This window comes from Streptomyces sp. NPDC022910, assembly GCF_055561075.1.
On the sequence record NZ_JBVHHL010000005.1, the window covers coordinates 122222 to 137534 of the forward strand.

Genomic DNA, 15313 nt, shown 5'->3' on the forward strand with positions numbered 1-15313 from the left:
GTGGCCGAAAGTGCGCGGGGTCACTGAAAATGCGGTCGAAAAGGGTGAAAAGTACGCTATCGATCAAGCACTCATGGAGGTGATGCGATGTCCACGACCCGTGGCTTCACAATCGCGACGTGCACCGCGACGACGGCCGCGACGGTGGGTCTGTTGTTCTGGCCAGGTCTCGGCGGAGTTTCTGCGGCCGAGACCGGCGGCAACCAAGACCCACGGCGGCTGGCCGCGCAGGCACAGGAGGGGCTGCGGAAGGCGACATCGGTCCGCCTCGACTACGTCGACCGGAGTACGGCGGCCACGTCGAGCAATCGCCTGCCGACGGCGATGACCCTCTCGCTCGACCGGTCGGGCAACTGCGCGGGCTCCCTGACACTGGGTGGGCACGGCGGATCCGTCGAGATCATCAAGCGGGGCACGGAAGTGTGGCTGAAGCCCGACCGGACCTTCTGGAAGGCGGAGCTTCCCGGTCAACGAGGCGTCACCGCGAGCAAGGAGTTCGAGAACCGCTACATCCACGGCTCGACCTCCGACTCGCTTCTGAGGGGCATCGCGAACACCTGCGACCTCGGAGAACTGCAGCAGGCCGCGATGGCCACCCCGCCTGCGACCCTGACGGAGGGCCTCGCGAGGACGCTGGACAACACGAGGGTGGTCCCCCTGTCCTTCCGGGTGAACGACCTCACGTCGACGCTGTACGTCACCACGGGCAAGCCGCACCGCCTGTACCGCGCGGCCCAGCAGGGCCCGGGCACGGACCTGTCCCTCACCTTCACGGACTACAACAAGCCGGTTTCGGTCACGGCCCCGCCCGCGAACCGGTCGGTGGACATCTCGAAGGTCCAAGGCCTGCCGAAGGCCTGAGTCAGGGGCGCGGCAGGGCGCGATACCGCCGTAGCGCGCCCTGCCCGTCGGGAAAGCCCGTCGCCCGTTCACGCGTTGGCCGATGCCCGGCGACGACACTCGCACCCATGGACATCCCGGGTTTTCTTTGACTAAGGTCAAAGGAATCATGGAACCAATGCCGAGCGAAGACGTGACGGCCCTCCGGCGGTTCAACCGCTACTTCACCCGTCGGATCGGGGTCCTCGACGACCACTACCTCGGGCAGGACCGGCCGCTCGGTCAGGCGCGGTTGCTGTACGAGATCGGGGACGGCACCTCCCTGCGCGAGCTGCGCGGCCGGCTCGGTCTCGACGCCGGGTATCTGAGCCGGATGGTACGGGCGCTGGAGGCGCAGGGGCTGGTACGGATGAGCGTGCACCCCGACGACAGCCGGCTGCGGCTCGCGAGGCTGACGCCCGCCGGACGCGTCGAGGTCAAGGAGCAGAACCGCCGTGCCAACGCCCTCGCCGAGAGCCTGCTCGGCGGCCTCACCGAGGGCCAGCGCGGCGAGCTGACCGCCGCGCTCGGCACCGCCCGGCGCCTGCTGCGCCTCGCCGCCATCACGGTCGAACGCGTCGACGGCGCCTCACCGGACGCCCGGGCCTGCCTCGACGCCTACGCCGCCGACATCGGCGACCGCTTCCCCGAGGGCTTCGACCCCGCCGCCCTCGTACGCCCCGAAGAGGTTTCCGGGGCCGCTGGCGCCTTCCTGGTCGCATACGAGGAGGGGCGGCCCGTCGGGTGTGGGGCCCTGCGCACCCTGGAGCCCGGCGTGGGCGAGACCCGCCATGTGTGGGTTCACCCGAATGCCCGCCGGCTCGGGCTGGCACGACGCATCCTCGGCGGCCTGGAGCAGCAGGCCGTCGAACGGGGGCTCGGCCTCGTGCGCCTCGACACCCACTCCGTCCTGACGGAGGCCCAGGCGATGTACCGCTCCTGCGGATACACGGAGATCCCGCGGTACGACGACAACGTGTACGCGGCCCACTGGTTCGAGAAGCGGCTGACAGGCCCCGACGCCCGCTGACGACTGCGCCGCCCCGCACGGCGCAGGCCCCCGTCCGGGCGGAACCGGCAGGGGGCCTGTGCGGGTTGACGGATCGTCGAGGATCAGATGAGGCCGAGCGAGCGGACCGCCTCGCGCTCCTCCTCCAGCTCCTTGACGGAGGCGTCGATGCGGGCGCGGGAGAACTCGTTGACGTCCAGGCCCTGGACGATCTCGTACTTGCCGTCCTTGGTGGTGACCGGGAAGGAGGAGATCAGGCCCTCCGGGACGCCGTAGGAGCCGTCCGACGGGATGGCCATGGAGGTCCAGTCGCCCTCGGCGGTGCCGTTGACCCAGGTGTGGACGTGGTCGATGGCGGCGTTGGCGGCGGAGGCGGCCGACGAGGCACCGCGGGCCTCGATGATCGCGGCACCGCGCTTGGCGACGGTCGGGATGAATTCCTCGGCCAGCCACTTCTCGTCGTTCACGACCTCGGCGGCGTTCTTGCCGGCGACCGTGGCGTGAAAGATGTCCGGGTACTGGGTGGCGGAGTGGTTGCCCCAGATCGTCAGACGCTTGATCTCGGTGACCGACGCGCCCGTCCTCTTCGACAGCTGGGTCAGCGCGCGGTTGTGGTCGAGACGGGTCATCGCGGTGAAGCGATCGGCCGGTACGTCCGGGGCGGCGGCCTGGGCGATCAGCGCGTTGGTGTTCGCCGGGTTGCCGACGACGAGGACCTTGACGTCGTCCGCGGCGTGGTCGTTGATGGCCTTGCCCTGCGGCTTGAAGATGCCGCCGTTGGCCTCGAGGAGGTCACCGCGCTCCATGCCCTTCGTGCGCGGGCGCGCGCCCACGAGGAGGGCGACGTTCGTGCCGTCGAAGGCGACGTTCGGGTCGTCGCTGATGTCGATGCCCTGCAGGAGCGGGAACGCGCAGTCGTCGAGCTCCATGGCCGTGCCCTCGGCGGCCTTCAGGGCCGGGGTGATCTCCAGGAGGCGCAGCTTGACCGGCACGTCCGCGCCGAGCAGCTGGCCGGAGGCGATGCGGAAGAGCAGTGCGTAGCCGATCTGGCCGGCCGCGCCGGTGACGGTGACGTTCACGGGAGTGCGGGTCATGGCGTTCTCCGTATGACAGCTGGCGGTGGGGCGTCGTCGCCCCGGGGTGCGGGATCCCCGCCGCCGGCTCGTGACCGGCGCCCGCCTCGATGATCGATCACGGGTATGAATGATCGATCTCTTGGCGTCAAGAGAGATCCAGCGATCAGGCTATCGCGCATCCGAGATCCCGGACGTCCGGGCCCCTGTGGCCCGCCCCACAACCGGATGACACGGCGGCCGCCTGTCCGGGAGAGGGGGGACTGAAGGCGGCCGCCGTGTGGGGGTGTCCTGCCGGAAGGGGTATGGGCCTTCCGGACTGCCGGACTCCCGTGGGGGTATGGTGCGCCTGCCCCGCCGCGCGGCGGTCATGCCTGTCGTACGGCACTTGGTTCTCGGCGAGAGGCGCACGGCGCCTTTCCGCACGCCTCTCGCTTCGCGATGGCTCCCCTGCGCGCGCCGCTCTCCCCTCGTCCGGCCCTCCGCACGCCCTACTTCGTGCATCCCTTCTGCCCCGACGCGAGCGTCACGCATGCCTTCGCCGCGGTGGCGTCCTTCACCACCACCATCGAGGTGTACGCGTCCGTGTCCGAGGCATCGGTGACCGAGCCGGTCTGCTTGGCCGCCGTGCCCGCGGACACCTCGACCGTGTCGCCCTGCGCCGCCTGGGTGATACGGGCCCACGCGGCACCGCAGGTCTTGCTGTAGCGGACCTCGACGAGGGTCCTGCCGACGGTGACGCTGGTGGTGGTCTTCGCCAGCGTGCCGCCGCAGCCCATGTTCTCCGGGTCCTTGCCGGTGCAGCCCGCTCCGCCGCACTTGACGCCGGCCGGAAGGTCGGGGCTCGGACTCGGAGCCGTCACGGACGCCTTGGGCGCGCCCTCGGCCTTCTTGCCGTCGCCGCCGCTGAGGAAGAAGGCCACCCCGATCACGACGAGCGCCCCGACGACGCCCGCGAGGAACATCGTCAGCCGTCGCTTGCGGCGCGCCCCGTCGGACGCACCGCCGGCATCCGGACGGGCGTCGCGCGGCGGACCGCCGGCCGACGCCGGCCCGTAAGCCCCTGGCGCTCGCGGCGTCCAGGCGGGTCCGTCCGGTGACTGCGCCGGGGCCTTGGGTTCGGCGGCGGCCCGCCCGCCGGACGTCGGCGGCCCCTGGCGCCCGGCCACACCCCAGGAGTTGCCGCCCGGCGAGCCGCCCCGTGGCGCCCCTGCGTCGCTCCCGGCGTCCGGCACCTGCGCGGGCGTCGGCTGCCGCGGCGCGGTCGGAGCCACCCCGGCCGGTCCGGCGACACCCGGCGCCGCCGTGGCACTGCGGGCCGGCTTGGCGCCTCGGCCCCGGGTCTCGGGGGCCGCCCCGAACTCCCCCAGCGCGGCGCGCGCCTGGGAGATCCGGATGGCCTCCATGGTCATGTCGTGGCGCAGCTCCGAACGACTCCAGGCGCGCTCGGCCAACTCCCACATGGTGGTCAGATGGACCGGATCGGTGCCGGTCACCTCGGCCAGCGCGACGATCGCGCCCTTCGGTGCCAGTAGCCGGCCGTTGAGGTAACGCTCCCAGGACGTCTTGCTGTAACCCGTGCGGTCGGCCACCGCGGAGACGCTCAGCCCGCTGCGGTCCAGGACCCGTCGCAGCTGTTCCGCGAACTCCCTGACCTGCGGATCGAGTTCATCGGGCAAAGCCTTCCAACGAGGCATCGCTTCCCCCCTCTTTCCCCCGGTGCGTGCTGCCGTTCCCCGTGCGTGGTGCCCGCTGCCGATTCCCCGTTCTGGCTACCCACGGGGAGAGGCCCCATCAGGATTCCAGTTCCCGGGGTGCGGGCGCACGGGAGCATTCGGTCTGGGGCCTGCACCCTTGCACACCCGTCGGTCTGCGGGTCGGCGTTCCACCGCCTGTTCGCACGGTCGAACGGAACTGCCGGCTCACCGCACGGGACGCCCGCACCATCCCGATTGGACACGTTAGCCCCGGTGTGGAGACGATTCGGCGCACATCCGCGAACTTGTCAACACATCGACACAACGGGAACACAGCGGTGACCTCAGCGGGCACAGGGAGCTCAGGTCACCCCAGTGTGACGGCGCCGACGAGGGCGACGCGGAGCAGCGCCAGCAGGACGAGGAGCGCGGCCAGCAGGAGACGGCGCCCGGCGGGTCGCGGCTCGGGCTCCTGCGCCGGACGGTCCCACCACGGGACCGTCGGATCGTCCTCGTACTCCCCGGGCGCCGGACCGTCCGCCGGGGCCGGCGCCGGGGCCGGCGGACGGGGCCAGGCATGCACGGCCAGCTCCCAGCGCACACCGAAGCGTTCGGCCTCCTCGCCCCCGAGCTTCGCGACCCGGCACAACGCGGCCACCGCCTGACGGGGTGGCGGTTGGGTGGCGTTGAGGTAGCGCTGCCAGGAGGACTTGCTGTAGGCGGTGCGGGCGCCGAGGGCGACGAGGCTGAGCCCGGTGCGGTCCTTCAGGAGCCGCAACTGCTCCACGAAGTGGCGTACCTCCGGCGGCAGGTCGTCCGGCAGGGGCTGCCAGGCGCCCATCATCACCCCTCCGCGTTGCCCGGTCCGAGAGCCTGTTTCCGTTCGATTGACGACGTCAGGGCTGCATCGCTTCCGTTGCGGGGCGCGGACACCGTAGCGGAACGGTCACTTCCATGCCACAGGGGACTGCCAGGTGTTGAACAGCTCACGCATGTACATGAGGGTATTTCCCGGGCGCCCGGCCTCCCACGGGGGAGAGGCCGAGCGCCCTCCTTTTCGGCTCGAGGCCGTCCCCGTCCCCGGGCGGCCCGCCCCGCCGCGGCCCACCACGCCCGGCGGGTCGCCGCAGCTCGCCGAACGGGACGCCCCGTTTCGTCCCGCCTCAACCCGTCCGGGGATCCGAATCCCGGGCGCCGCGCGACCTGATGACTGTGCGTACCAAACAGGCCACGGACCGCACTGGTGGGTCGAGGGGCCAGCGGAGTCAGGCGGTCCGGAGGCCTCGCGCAGGCCGAGCAGGCGCGTCGGACCCGCCCCGGCCGCCTCGGGCCAGCGACCGCAAGGCCGCGGCGGTATCTGACGGCCGTTGGAGGTAGTGCTGCCAGGACGACTTCGAATAGTGGGTCCGCTTGGCGAGGGCGGTCAGGCTCAGCCCCGTGCGCTCCTTCAGCAGCCTGCTGTGCTCGGCCGGCACGCGGGCCTCCCGCCCCCGGGTCCTCGGGCAGCGGCGCCCGCTCCCTCCGGCTCCGGTCCGCCACGTGGCTCCCCCTTCACGACCGTGCCCGGCCATCGTCGGCGCGGAACCGGGGGCCGTACCGAGGTCCGGCCATGTTCGATTCCCCGGACATCCGGAACGCCTGCCGGCGGATACTGCACAACCCGCAGCCGCCGTACGGCAGTCGGACAGGGGTCACCTGCGACGACGGCTGGCCGTCCCTTCCGGGGAAGGGACGGCCAGCCGGCATGAGTGTCCGCGGACGCGCCGTCAGGTGCGGACCGTGAAGTGCAAGGTGTCGTCCAGGAACGGTATCTCCAGCCACGGTTTCGGCTGGGCCATCATCGCGAGCAGCACGATGGCGAGCCCCAGGACGCCATAGGTGACCATGTCCGTGAAGCGGGAGCGCACCGCGAGCATGCCGACGTCGGGCAACGCCCAGCGCATCACGGCACCGCCCAGCAGCGCCACACCGATCAGGATCGTGCCGAGGCGGAACGCGTCCAGCGCGGTCAGCAGCAGTCCCAGGCCGACGAGGGCCAGCACGGCCAGGATCGGCCACTGGCGCGCGGGCGCGGGCGCGGCACCGGAGGCGGCCCTGCCGCCGCCCTCGGGCCGCGCGGTGTCCCGCGTGACCCGCGGGAACCGCCGGGTCACGCGACGCGGCGTGCCGTCGGCGTCGGGGGCGCTCACGGCGTCCCTCACGACGGGCTCGGTGTCGGCTGCCCGCCGCTCTCCACTGGTGCCCTCGGGCCTGCCCTCAGCCGACACTGCGCTCCGCCGCCTCGACCACGTTGACGAGCAGCTGGGCGCGGGTCATCGGTCCCACACCGCCCGGGTTCGGGGAGATCCAGCCGGCCACCTCGGCCACGTCGGGGTGGACGTCGCCGACGATCTTGCCCTCGGCGCTGCGCGAGACCCCGACATCGAGGACGGCGGCGCCCGGCTTCACGTCCTCCGGCCGGATCAGATGCGCGGAGCCCGCCGCGGCGACGACGATGTCGGCCCGCCTGAGGTGTGCCGAGAGGTCGCGGGTGCCGGTGTGACACTGGGTGACCGTGGCGTTCTCGCTGCGCCGCGTGAGCAGCAGCGGCATCGGCCGCCCGATGGTCACGCCCCGGCCGACCACCACGACCTCGGCGCCCTTGATCTCCACCCCGTAGCGGCGCAGGAGGGTGAGCACGCCGTTCGGGGTGCAGGGCAGCGGCGCCGGCTCGTTCAGGACCAGGCGGCCGAGGTTCATCGGGTGCAGGCCGTCCGCGTCCTTCTCCGGGTCCATCAGCTCCAGGATCCGGTTCTCGTCGATGCCCTTGGGCAGCGGCAGCTGCACGATGTAACCGGTGCAGGCCGGGTCCTCGTTCAGCTCTCGGACGACCGCCTCGATCTCCTCCTGCGTGGCCGTCGCGGGCAGTTCGCGCTGGATCGACGCGATGCCGACCTCGGCGCAGTCACGGTGCTTGCCCGCGACGTACTTGCGGCTGCCGGGGTCGTCCCCGACGAGGATCGTGCCGAGGCCGGGCGTGACGCCCTTCTCCTTCAGCGCCGCCACGCGGGCGGTCAGCTCGGACTTGATCTCGGCTGCGGTGGCCTTGCCATCGAGAATCTGGGCGGTCATGGGTCCCATCCTCGCGGATGACCCGCCCCCGGTTCCAATCCGGGCGCCCCCGGGAACGTCCCTGCCCGGTTCGTCCCGTGATCAGCGATGTTGCACTTGCACAACACATGCGAAATGGCGCTGGACAAAGACGCGAGGGCTTTAGAACGATGAACGCCACGGTGCAGCGGGCAGTATCCGGGGGGCAGACCGCATCCGTAGAACTCTCCTCCGAACCGTGCCGCGCTCGTCCCCGCACTTGAGGCAGACGGAGGAAAAGACCGCTCATGAGTTTCGGCGACCCGAACAACCCGTACGGCACACCCCAGGGCCAGCCCGGTTACGGCTACCCGCAGGGCCAGCAGCCCGGTTACGGCTACCCGCAGGCGCCGCCGGTGCCGCAGGGCGGCTACGGCCAGCAGCCCTTCCCGACAACGATGCCCGGCACGGTCAGCGCGGCCCGTGTGCTGCTGTGGGTCATCGTCGGTCTGCAGTTCATCGGCGTGGCCCTGTTCGCCATCGCCGCGGCCAGCGTGCACGCCGCCAAGAACGACGCGGAGCTGAAGGACAACGCGAGCTTCCAGCAGCTCGCCGACTACTCCTCCGGCATGCTGTGGGCGTTCACGGCATTCGCACTGGCCTGGGCGGTGTTCGCGATCGTGCTGGCCCTGAAGTTCAACTCGGGCGGCAACGGCATCCGCATCACGATCCTGGTTTTCGCGATCATCACCGCGATCCTCGGCATCTACCCGTTCATCATCGTCGGCCTGCTGCACACCGTACTGGCCATCCTCGTCGCCGTCTTCGTCGGCAACTCCAACGGCGCCGCCTGGTTCAACCGCCCGCGGCAGCCCCTCTACTGAGCAGGACCGCGACGTTCGCGCACTGAGCAACAGGGCCGTGGGCCCCCCGGCGCGGGGGCCCCGCCCCGGGGGGGGGGGGGGGGGGCGGCCCCCCCCCCCCGGCGCAGGGGTAGAAATTGCGCGGGGCCCGGGAGTACCACGTCCCGCCCCCCCGCCCCCCCCCCCGCGCCCCCCCCCCCCCCCCCCGGCCCGGCCCCCCCCCCCCCCCCCCCCCGGGGGGGGGCCCCCCGCGCCCCCCCCCCCACGGCCCTGTTGTGTGGGCGTGGTGCCGGCCCGCCCGACCGGTCTCAGTGGAAGAAGTGGCGCGTGCCCGTGAAGTACATGGTCACGCCCGCCTTCTGCGCGGCCTCGACGACCTGCTCGTCACGGATCGAACCGCCGGGCTGGACAATGGCCTTGACGCCTGCGGCGATCAGGATCTCCGGCGCGTCGGGGAACGGGAAGAAGGCGTCCGAGGCGGCGTACGAACCGCGCGCCCGTTCCTCGCCCGCCCGCTCGACGGCGAGCTTGCAGGAGTCCACCCGGTTGACCTGGCCCATGCCGACGCCGACCGAGGCGCCGTCCTTGGCCAGCAGGATGGCGTTGGACTTGACGGCACGGCAGGCCTTCCAGGCGAAGGCGAGTTCGCGCAGCTCCTCGGGGCCGAGCGCCTCGCCCGTCGCGAGGGTCCAGTTGGCGGGCTCGTCGCCGTCGGCCTGGAGGCGGTCGGTGACCTGGAGGAGCGCGCCGCCGTCGATGTGCTTGATCTCGGCCGGGTTCGAGGGACCGTTCGGAGCCTTCAGCACCCGGATGTTCTTCTTCTTGGAGAGGGCCTCGAGCGCGCCCTCCTCGTAGTCGGGCGCGACGATGACCTCGGTGAAGATGTCGGCGACCTGCTCGGCCATCTCCTTGCTCACCGGCCGGTTGACGGCGATGACACCGCCGTACGCGGAGACCGGGTCGCAGGCGTGCGCCTTGCGGTGCGCCTCGGCGACGTCCGCGCCGATCGCGATGCCGCAGGGGTTGGCGTGCTTGATGATGGCGACACAGGGCTCGTCGTGGTCGTACGCGGCACGGCGCGCGGCGTCCGTGTCCGTGTAGTTGTTGTACGACATCTCCTTGCCGTGCAGCTGCTCGGCAACGGCGAGACCGCCACCGCTGCCGTCCACGTAGAGCGCGGCGGGCTGGTGCGGGTTCTCGCCGTAGCGCAGGGTGTTCTTGCGCTCGTAGGTGGCGCCCAGGAAGTCCGGGAAGACGCCCGTGGCGGAGCCGCTGTCGGCCGCTGCGTCGACGGGCGCGTACGAGGACGCGAACCAGGAGGCGACGGCCACGTCGTAGGCGGCGGTGTGCTGGAAGGCCTCGGCCGCGAGCCGCTTGCGGACGGTGAGGTCGAAGCCGCCGTCACGGACCGCGGCCAGGACGTCGGCGTACCGGTCGGGACTGGTGACCACGGCCACGGACGGGTGGTTCTTGGCGGCGGCACGGACCATGGAGGGGCCGCCGATGTCGATCTGCTCGACACACTCGTCGGGGGAGGCGCCGGACGCGACGGTCTCGCGGAAGGGGTAGAGGTTGACGACGACGAGGTCGAACGGCTCGACGCCCAGCTCGGCGAGCTGCTGCCGGTGGCTGTCGAGGCGCAGGTCGGCGAGGATGCCCGCGTGGACCTTGGGGTGCAGGGTCTTGACACGGCCGTCCAGGCACTCGGGGAAGCCGGTCAGCTCCTCGACCTTGGTGACGGGCACACCCGCGGCGGCGATCTTCGATGCGGTGGAGCCGGTGGAGACGAGCTCGACGCCTGCCTCGTGCAGCCCGCGGGCGAGCTCTTCCAGCCCGGTCTTGTCATAGACGCTGACGAGCGCGCGCCGGATGGGCCGCTTGGTGCTCTCGGCGGTCACAGGATTACTACCTTTCGTCCCTCGATGCGATAGCCGTTGCGGGCGATCCGCCCCACGACCTCGACGAGCAGCCTTCGCTCGACTTCCTTGATGCGCTCGTGCAGAGCGCTCTCGTCGTCCTCGTCCCGGACCTCCACCACGCCCTGAGCGATGATCGGTCCGGTGTCGACGCCGTCGTCGACGAAGTGGACGGTGCATCCGGTGACCTTGGCGCCGTACGCGAGCGCGTCGCGCACACCATGGGCCCCGGGAAAACTCGGGAGCAGGGCGGGATGGGTGTTGACGAACCGCCCGCCGAACCGCGCGAGGAACTCCTTCCCCACGATCTTCATGAACCCGGCCGAGACGACGAGGTCGGGCTCGTGAGCGGCGACGGCCTCCGTGAGGGCCGCGTCCCACGCCTCCCGGCTCTCGTAGTCCTTCACCCGGCACACGAAGGTGGGCAGCCCGGCGCGCTCGGCGCGGGCGAGACCCTCGATGCCGTCGCGGTCGGCACCGACGGCCACGACCTCGGCCCCGTAGGCGGCGACTGAGGTCTCGGCGATGGCGTCGAGAAGCGCCTGCAGGTTGGTGCCGGACCCGGAGACCAGGACGACCAGGCGCTTGGCCGCGGACTCGGTGACGGTCTCGGTCACGGACTCGGCCACGGCGGGGCCCTTTCTCGGGGAAGCGTTCGTGCGGTCGCTCGGGCGAGCGTTTGTATGGTCGTACGAATGCTTCGCGCCCCCGGATACGGGGAAGTCTACGAAACGGCCGACCGTCAGCAACGATACCGGCACACCGCATGGCCCCCAGGGGACGGGGGCGCGGCCGGAAGGTAGCGTCTGAGGGAGGGGCCGCCCGGGAAACCGGGGCCGACACGGGGAACGCCACACCTGCGCGGGACGTTGACCCGGAACGGGTACGCCCGCCCGGGGCGTGCCCGCCTCGCGGCGAGTTCCATGGACAAACCGGACAAGCCGCCCGCCGGAACCACCAAGGGGAAGACGCACACCTGATGCCGGACCGCAGTCTCCGACTCCCTCCGCTGCTGCTGCGCGAGCGGCGCCCTTCGCCCGTGCCGCCGCGGGAGAGCGAGGGGGCACCCCAGAGCGGGGGTGACTCCGCGAGCGGAGGCTCCGCGAGCGGCGGGCGGGTCCCGGAGGCGCCCACGGACGACAACCCCTTCGCCCCGCCGCCGGAGGGAGCACCGGACCGGCCCTGGAAGCCGCGTCACCCGGCGCCCGGCCAGGGCCGAGGGCAGGGACAAGGACAGGGCCACGGACAAGGACAGGGACAGGAAGGCTCCGACGAGGGCGGTCGCTCCCCGTGGGGCAGCCAGTGGAGCGACCGGCAGCCGGGCCCGTCGGCCGGGGGCCGCTTCGGCGAGCGTCCCGGAAGCCCCGGCGGTCAGGGTGGCCCCGAGGGACCCGGCGGCCCCGGCGCGGGCCTGCGCTGGGACCCCGCGGACCCCGCCCAGCGCCGCGCGCGCTACGCGCTGCTGGCCGGCATGTGGGCCTTCTTCTTCGCCCTCTTCAGCTGGCCCTACATCGCCCTGCTGCTTGGCGCGCTGGCGCTGTACTGGGGCACGAGCGCCCTGCGCGCCAAGCCCCGCAACCCCGACCCGAACACCCCCGCCTCCACCACGGGCCGTCCGCAGACGTCGGCGGCGATCAGCGGCCTGGTCACGGCGTCCCTGGCGATCGCGATGGTGGCGGCCACGTTCGCGGCCCAACTGGTCTACCGCGACTACTACACGTGCCTGAACGACGCCCTGACGACCACGGCGAAACAGTCCTGCACCGACCTGCTGCCGCAGGATCTGCGAGGAGTGCTGGGGACGCGGGGCTGAGCCGAGGCGGGCCGTGGGGGCGCGAAGCCCCGCCTGCCTGCGGCTTGCCGCCGCTCCCGGCGCCTCAGGCATGAGGCTTCCGTTCCTCCGGCGGGACCGCTTTCGGGGGCCCGCCTAGGGGAGCTCCGTCTTCCGGGGATCCGCATTCGGGAGCTCCGTCTTCCGGGGATCCGCATGGGGCAGGTCCGCCTTCCAGGGATTCGCCTGAGCGAGGTCCGAGAATTCCGGGAGGAACGGGTCCTCCGTCGGCAGCGCCTCGTACGGCTTGAGATCGGGGTCCTCCCACGCCTCGGACGGCCCGAGATCGGGCTCCTCCCACGCCTCGTACGACTTTTCGACGAACCTGACGAGGTGGACCGCGGCCGGTTCCGGAACCGTCGGCGAGGGGACCGCGACCACCCGCGCCGCGCGCCGGGGCTGCGGCTCACGCCACCGCACCGGGGACCCCCGCAGCCGCCACGCCCGTGCTCCCGCTGCCACCGGCATCCCCACCCCGACCGTCCAGCCGGCCGCCGCGATGCCCACCTGCCAGCCCACCGGCCCGAACCGCGCCAGTGCGGCCACTCCGAGCGGCCCGCCCGCCGCCGCCGCGAGCCCCCCGAGCAACACCCCGCACACCACCCCTGCCACCGCGACCGCCCCCACGGTCCGCCCGGCCGACCACACCGCGTCGCGCCCCCGCTCCCGGCCCTCGCACGCCGCCCGCGCCACGAACCACCCGACCGTCATCCCCGCCGCGACCGGCACCGCACCCACCGCCCACCACAGCGGCCCGCCGCTTGTCCTGGGCACCGCCGCCAGCAGCGGGAACGGCGGTAGCAGCGCCGGGGGCCGCGCCGTCGACAACGGCCCCATCACATGGCCCACCCCCAGCACGAATCCGGGCCCGAGCCCGTACGCCGCCCCCCACACGGCCGCGTTCGGCACCAGCGCCAGCGCCAGGAGCAGCACCGCCCACCGCCCCGACCACCCGTCGCCGAGCTGCAGGAACGTCGCCTGAGCCGCCTCTCCGTGCCACATCAGGGACACCCCCACGAGCACCGCACCCCCGCCCACGAGCACGGCGGCCCCGGCGATGGCCGCCCTGAGGGAGTCCCCCAGCCGTAGCCGCCCGTCACGATCCACCGCGCCGGCGGTCACCACCCGCCGTACGCCCTCGGGCAGCCACTCCAGCGCCCTGCGCACACTCAGTGGCAGGCGCCCGCACGGGCGCCCGTAGGCCGTCCACACCCCCGACCCCGCCGACCCGACGACGACCAGCGGCAGGTACAGCGCGGTCCACGTCCACGACGGCCGCAGCACCCCGTCCGATGCGTACAGCGCCGCCACCGCGCCCACCCCGAGGTAGCCCGTCACCACTCCGGCCCACGCCGTGCGCCCGTCGGCGAGCGGCACGTCGTCCCCCGCGGGCTCCACACTTTCTCCGTCCGTCGCGTCCCGGGCCGCCCGGTGCAGCAGCCACACCGGCACCACGGCCAGCAGCAGTGGCGTGACGCCGACGGGCGCGGGCAGTCCGGACAGCGTCTCGGTGCGGACGAGGACGACGCCGTGCGCCAGCAGCCACACGGCGGCCGCCACGCGCAGCGCCCCGCCGGCACCGTCGTCGGGATACGGCGAACTGATCCACAGCACGATCACGAGCAGGGCGAACGAGCCGAGCCCCAGCGCCGCGGCAACGGCGCCCGCCAGGAGTCCGTCGCCCAGCCCGGGCCAGCGGTCCCGCAACCGGGTGAGCAGGGACGGCAACGGAGTTCGGCGGTGGGTCCATTGGGTCACGCCCGCCATGGTCCCAACGACACGCGCTTTATCCGCGTAACAGGCAAAGACCCGATGTGTCGCCCAATATACGTTTATGTTCTTTTCTGCATGGAGGGCAGTCACGTGAAGCAGAGTCCCTCCTCCCAGCTGCCGAGACCCAAGGAATGCCGCCGCCTGCGCAGGACACAGTCGCTGACCCAGACTCAGGTCGCCGCGAAGCTCGGCGTCTCCCTCGAATCGGTGCGCGACTGGGAGACCGGCCTGACGACCCCGCGCGGCCGGAAGCGGAAGGCGTACGCGAGCCTGCTCGCCGAGTGGGCGGCCCAGGCACCGGCACCGGAGGGGAACCAGGACCGGCCCATCGCGCCCTTGACGCCCCATCAGGCATTCGACGCCTTGTACGAGTCCTGCATCCCCACCCTGGTACGGCAGGCGTATCTGCTCACCGGCCGACGCGCACTGGCACGCGAGTCGGCCGAGCGTGCCTTCCAAACGGCGTGGCACCGCTGGCCCGAAGTGGCCCTGGACCGGGACCCGCCGGGGTGGGTACGGGCGGCGGCGCACGACTGGGCGCTCTCCCCCTGGCACCGCTTCCGCCCGCGTTACCGCCGCGCGGAGCAGCCGCCCGCGGATCCCGACAACCGCGCCCTGCTGGAGGCGTTCCTGACGCTGCCGCCGGTCCACCGGCGCACCCTGCTGCTGTACGACGGGGTCGGCCTCGACCTGCCGGAGACCGCGGCGGAGACGCAGGCGAGCACTCCGGCGACGGCCGCCCGGCTGTTGCGCGCCCGACAGACCATGGCCGCACTCGTGCCGGACCAGGCGGCGCCGGACGTCCTCTCCCGCAGGCTGGCCGAACTGGCCCAGGCGGAACGTCTGCGCGCGGCCAGACCGCCCTCGGTGCGCTCCGGCGGCGAACGCCGCGCCCGCCGCTGGTCCCTCGCGGCGATCATCTGCACGACCGCCGTCACGGGTGCGACCGCCCTGAGCCTGAGCATGGCCGCGGGCCATTTCGAACGACCGGTGCCCCCGGGAACGGCGATCGAGGACATCCCGGCCCGGGTCGCCCAGGGCCCGCTGTCCGCCCGGCAACAGGCACTCCGTGCCCGGCTGAAGGCGCAGTCCCAGAGCGGGCCGGAGCGACTGGTCCCCCAGGCGCGCTGACGCGGCGCCCCGGAAACGTCGGTGGCCCGTACCCCTTGGAGGGGTACGGGCCACCGATCAGCCGGGAAACTC

At 72.5% G+C, this 15313-nt stretch carries 14 protein-coding genes; 5 read left to right on the forward strand and 9 right to left on the reverse strand.

Features of this window, described 5'->3' with window-relative positions; all coding sequences use genetic code 11:
- Nucleotides 1-87 precede the first annotated feature (87 nt).
- A complete protein-coding gene (locus ACZ3TS_RS06885) occupies nucleotides 88-861 on the forward strand; it encodes a hypothetical protein (RefSeq protein ID WP_467614279.1) in 774 nt (257 codons plus the stop codon).
- Nucleotides 862-1018: 157 nt separating this feature from the next.
- Complete coding sequence (locus ACZ3TS_RS06890; RefSeq protein ID WP_467614281.1) at nucleotides 1019-1909, forward strand: bifunctional helix-turn-helix transcriptional regulator/GNAT family N-acetyltransferase; 891 nt, start codon at nucleotides 1019-1021, stop codon at nucleotides 1907-1909.
- 83 nt (nucleotides 1910-1992) lie between these two features.
- Here the strand turns inward: ACZ3TS_RS06890 and ACZ3TS_RS06895 are convergent, their stop codons facing one another.
- The 6 genes from ACZ3TS_RS06895 to ACZ3TS_RS06920 all read right to left on the reverse strand — a co-directional run bounded on the left by ACZ3TS_RS06895 (nucleotide 1993) and on the right by ACZ3TS_RS06920 (nucleotide 7769).
- Nucleotides 1993-2982: a malate dehydrogenase gene (locus ACZ3TS_RS06895; protein WP_467614282.1), complete on the reverse strand. Its 990-nt coding sequence runs from the start codon at nucleotides 2980-2982 to the stop codon at nucleotides 1993-1995.
- Nucleotides 2983-3452: 470 nt separating this feature from the next.
- Nucleotides 3453-4658 carry a helix-turn-helix domain-containing protein gene (locus ACZ3TS_RS06900; protein WP_467614284.1) on the reverse strand — a complete coding sequence of 402 codons (1206 nt, stop codon included), beginning with the start codon at nucleotides 4656-4658 and terminating at the stop codon, nucleotides 3453-3455.
- A 367-nt stretch (nucleotides 4659-5025) separates the two neighbouring features.
- The gene (locus ACZ3TS_RS06905; RefSeq protein ID WP_467614285.1) at nucleotides 5026-5499 is read right to left on the reverse strand and encodes a helix-turn-helix domain-containing protein; all 474 of its coding nucleotides are present in this window, start codon (nucleotides 5497-5499) and stop codon (nucleotides 5026-5028) included.
- 424 nt (nucleotides 5500-5923) lie between these two features.
- Entirely contained in the window at nucleotides 5924-6229 is a 306-nt protein-coding gene (locus tag ACZ3TS_RS06910) for a helix-turn-helix domain-containing protein (protein ID WP_467614286.1), read from the reverse strand.
- Nucleotides 6230-6424: 195 nt separating this feature from the next.
- Nucleotides 6425-6925, reverse strand: a complete 501-nt coding sequence (locus ACZ3TS_RS06915) for a DUF3017 domain-containing protein (RefSeq protein ID WP_467614288.1) — start codon at nucleotides 6923-6925, stop codon at nucleotides 6425-6427.
- A complete protein-coding gene (locus ACZ3TS_RS06920; protein WP_467614290.1) occupies nucleotides 6915-7769 on the reverse strand; it encodes a bifunctional methylenetetrahydrofolate dehydrogenase/methenyltetrahydrofolate cyclohydrolase in 855 nt (284 codons plus the stop codon). The genes ACZ3TS_RS06915 and ACZ3TS_RS06920 overlap by 11 nt, the downstream gene beginning before the upstream one ends.
- Nucleotides 7770-8035: 266 nt before the next feature.
- Here ACZ3TS_RS06920 and ACZ3TS_RS06925 point away from each other — a divergent pair, with 266 nt between their 5' ends.
- Complete coding sequence (locus ACZ3TS_RS06925) at nucleotides 8036-8611, forward strand: hypothetical protein (RefSeq protein WP_467614292.1); 576 nt, start codon at nucleotides 8036-8038, stop codon at nucleotides 8609-8611.
- Nucleotides 8612-8898: 287 nt separating this feature from the next.
- Here ACZ3TS_RS06925 and purH read toward each other — a convergent pair whose 3' ends face one another.
- A complete protein-coding gene (gene purH, locus ACZ3TS_RS06930; RefSeq protein ID WP_467614294.1) occupies nucleotides 8899-10488 on the reverse strand; it encodes a bifunctional phosphoribosylaminoimidazolecarboxamide formyltransferase/IMP cyclohydrolase in 1590 nt (529 codons plus the stop codon).
- The gene (gene purN / locus ACZ3TS_RS06935; protein WP_467614295.1) at nucleotides 10485-11135 is read right to left on the reverse strand and encodes a phosphoribosylglycinamide formyltransferase; all 651 of its coding nucleotides are present in this window, start codon (nucleotides 11133-11135) and stop codon (nucleotides 10485-10487) included. Before purN ends, purH begins: the two co-directional genes overlap by 4 nt.
- Nucleotides 11136-11485: 350 nt before the next feature.
- Here purN and ACZ3TS_RS06940 point away from each other — a divergent pair, with 350 nt between their 5' ends.
- Nucleotides 11486-12319, forward strand: a complete 834-nt coding sequence (locus tag ACZ3TS_RS06940) for a hypothetical protein (protein WP_467614296.1) — start codon at nucleotides 11486-11488, stop codon at nucleotides 12317-12319.
- A 114-nt stretch (nucleotides 12320-12433) separates the two neighbouring features.
- On the opposite strand, the gene ACZ3TS_RS06945 is transcribed toward ACZ3TS_RS06940, so the two are convergent.
- Nucleotides 12434-14104 carry a cell division protein PerM gene (locus ACZ3TS_RS06945; RefSeq protein ID WP_467614298.1) on the reverse strand — a complete coding sequence of 557 codons (1671 nt, stop codon included), beginning with the start codon at nucleotides 14102-14104 and terminating at the stop codon, nucleotides 12434-12436.
- Nucleotides 14105-14200: 96 nt separating this feature from the next.
- On the opposite strand from ACZ3TS_RS06945, the gene ACZ3TS_RS06950 reads away from it, so the two are divergent.
- On the forward strand, nucleotides 14201-15241 hold the full coding sequence (locus tag ACZ3TS_RS06950; RefSeq protein ID WP_467614299.1) for a helix-turn-helix domain-containing protein: 1041 nt from the start codon (nucleotides 14201-14203) through the stop codon (nucleotides 15239-15241).
- Nucleotides 15242-15313 lie beyond the last annotated feature (72 nt).

Excerpts from the sequence above, each read along its gene's own strand:
- ACZ3TS_RS06910 (WP_467614286.1), bottom strand. The coding sequence starts at position 6,229 with ATGGCCGGGCACGGTCGTGAAGGGGGAGCCACGTGGCGGACCGGAGCC.
- ACZ3TS_RS06925 (WP_467614292.1), top strand. The coding sequence starts at position 8,036 with ATGAGTTTCGGCGACCCGAACAACCCGTACGGCACACCCCAGGGCCAG.
- ACZ3TS_RS06885 (WP_467614279.1), top strand. The coding sequence starts at position 88 with ATGTCCACGACCCGTGGCTTCACAATCGCGACGTGCACCGCGACGACG.
- ACZ3TS_RS06905 (WP_467614285.1), bottom strand. The coding sequence starts at position 5,499 with ATGGGCGCCTGGCAGCCCCTGCCGGACGACCTGCCGCCGGAGGTACGC.
- ACZ3TS_RS06920 (WP_467614290.1), bottom strand. The coding sequence starts at position 7,769 with ATGACCGCCCAGATTCTCGATGGCAAGGCCACCGCAGCCGAGATCAAG.
- ACZ3TS_RS06895 (WP_467614282.1), bottom strand. The coding sequence starts at position 2,982 with ATGACCCGCACTCCCGTGAACGTCACCGTCACCGGCGCGGCCGGCCAG.
- ACZ3TS_RS06890 (WP_467614281.1), top strand. The coding sequence starts at position 1,019 with ATGCCGAGCGAAGACGTGACGGCCCTCCGGCGGTTCAACCGCTACTTC.
- ACZ3TS_RS06945 (WP_467614298.1), bottom strand. The coding sequence starts at position 14,104 with ATGGCGGGCGTGACCCAATGGACCCACCGCCGAACTCCGTTGCCGTCC.
- ACZ3TS_RS06940 (WP_467614296.1), top strand. The coding sequence starts at position 11,486 with ATGCCGGACCGCAGTCTCCGACTCCCTCCGCTGCTGCTGCGCGAGCGG.
- ACZ3TS_RS06900 (WP_467614284.1), bottom strand. The coding sequence starts at position 4,658 with ATGCCTCGTTGGAAGGCTTTGCCCGATGAACTCGATCCGCAGGTCAGG.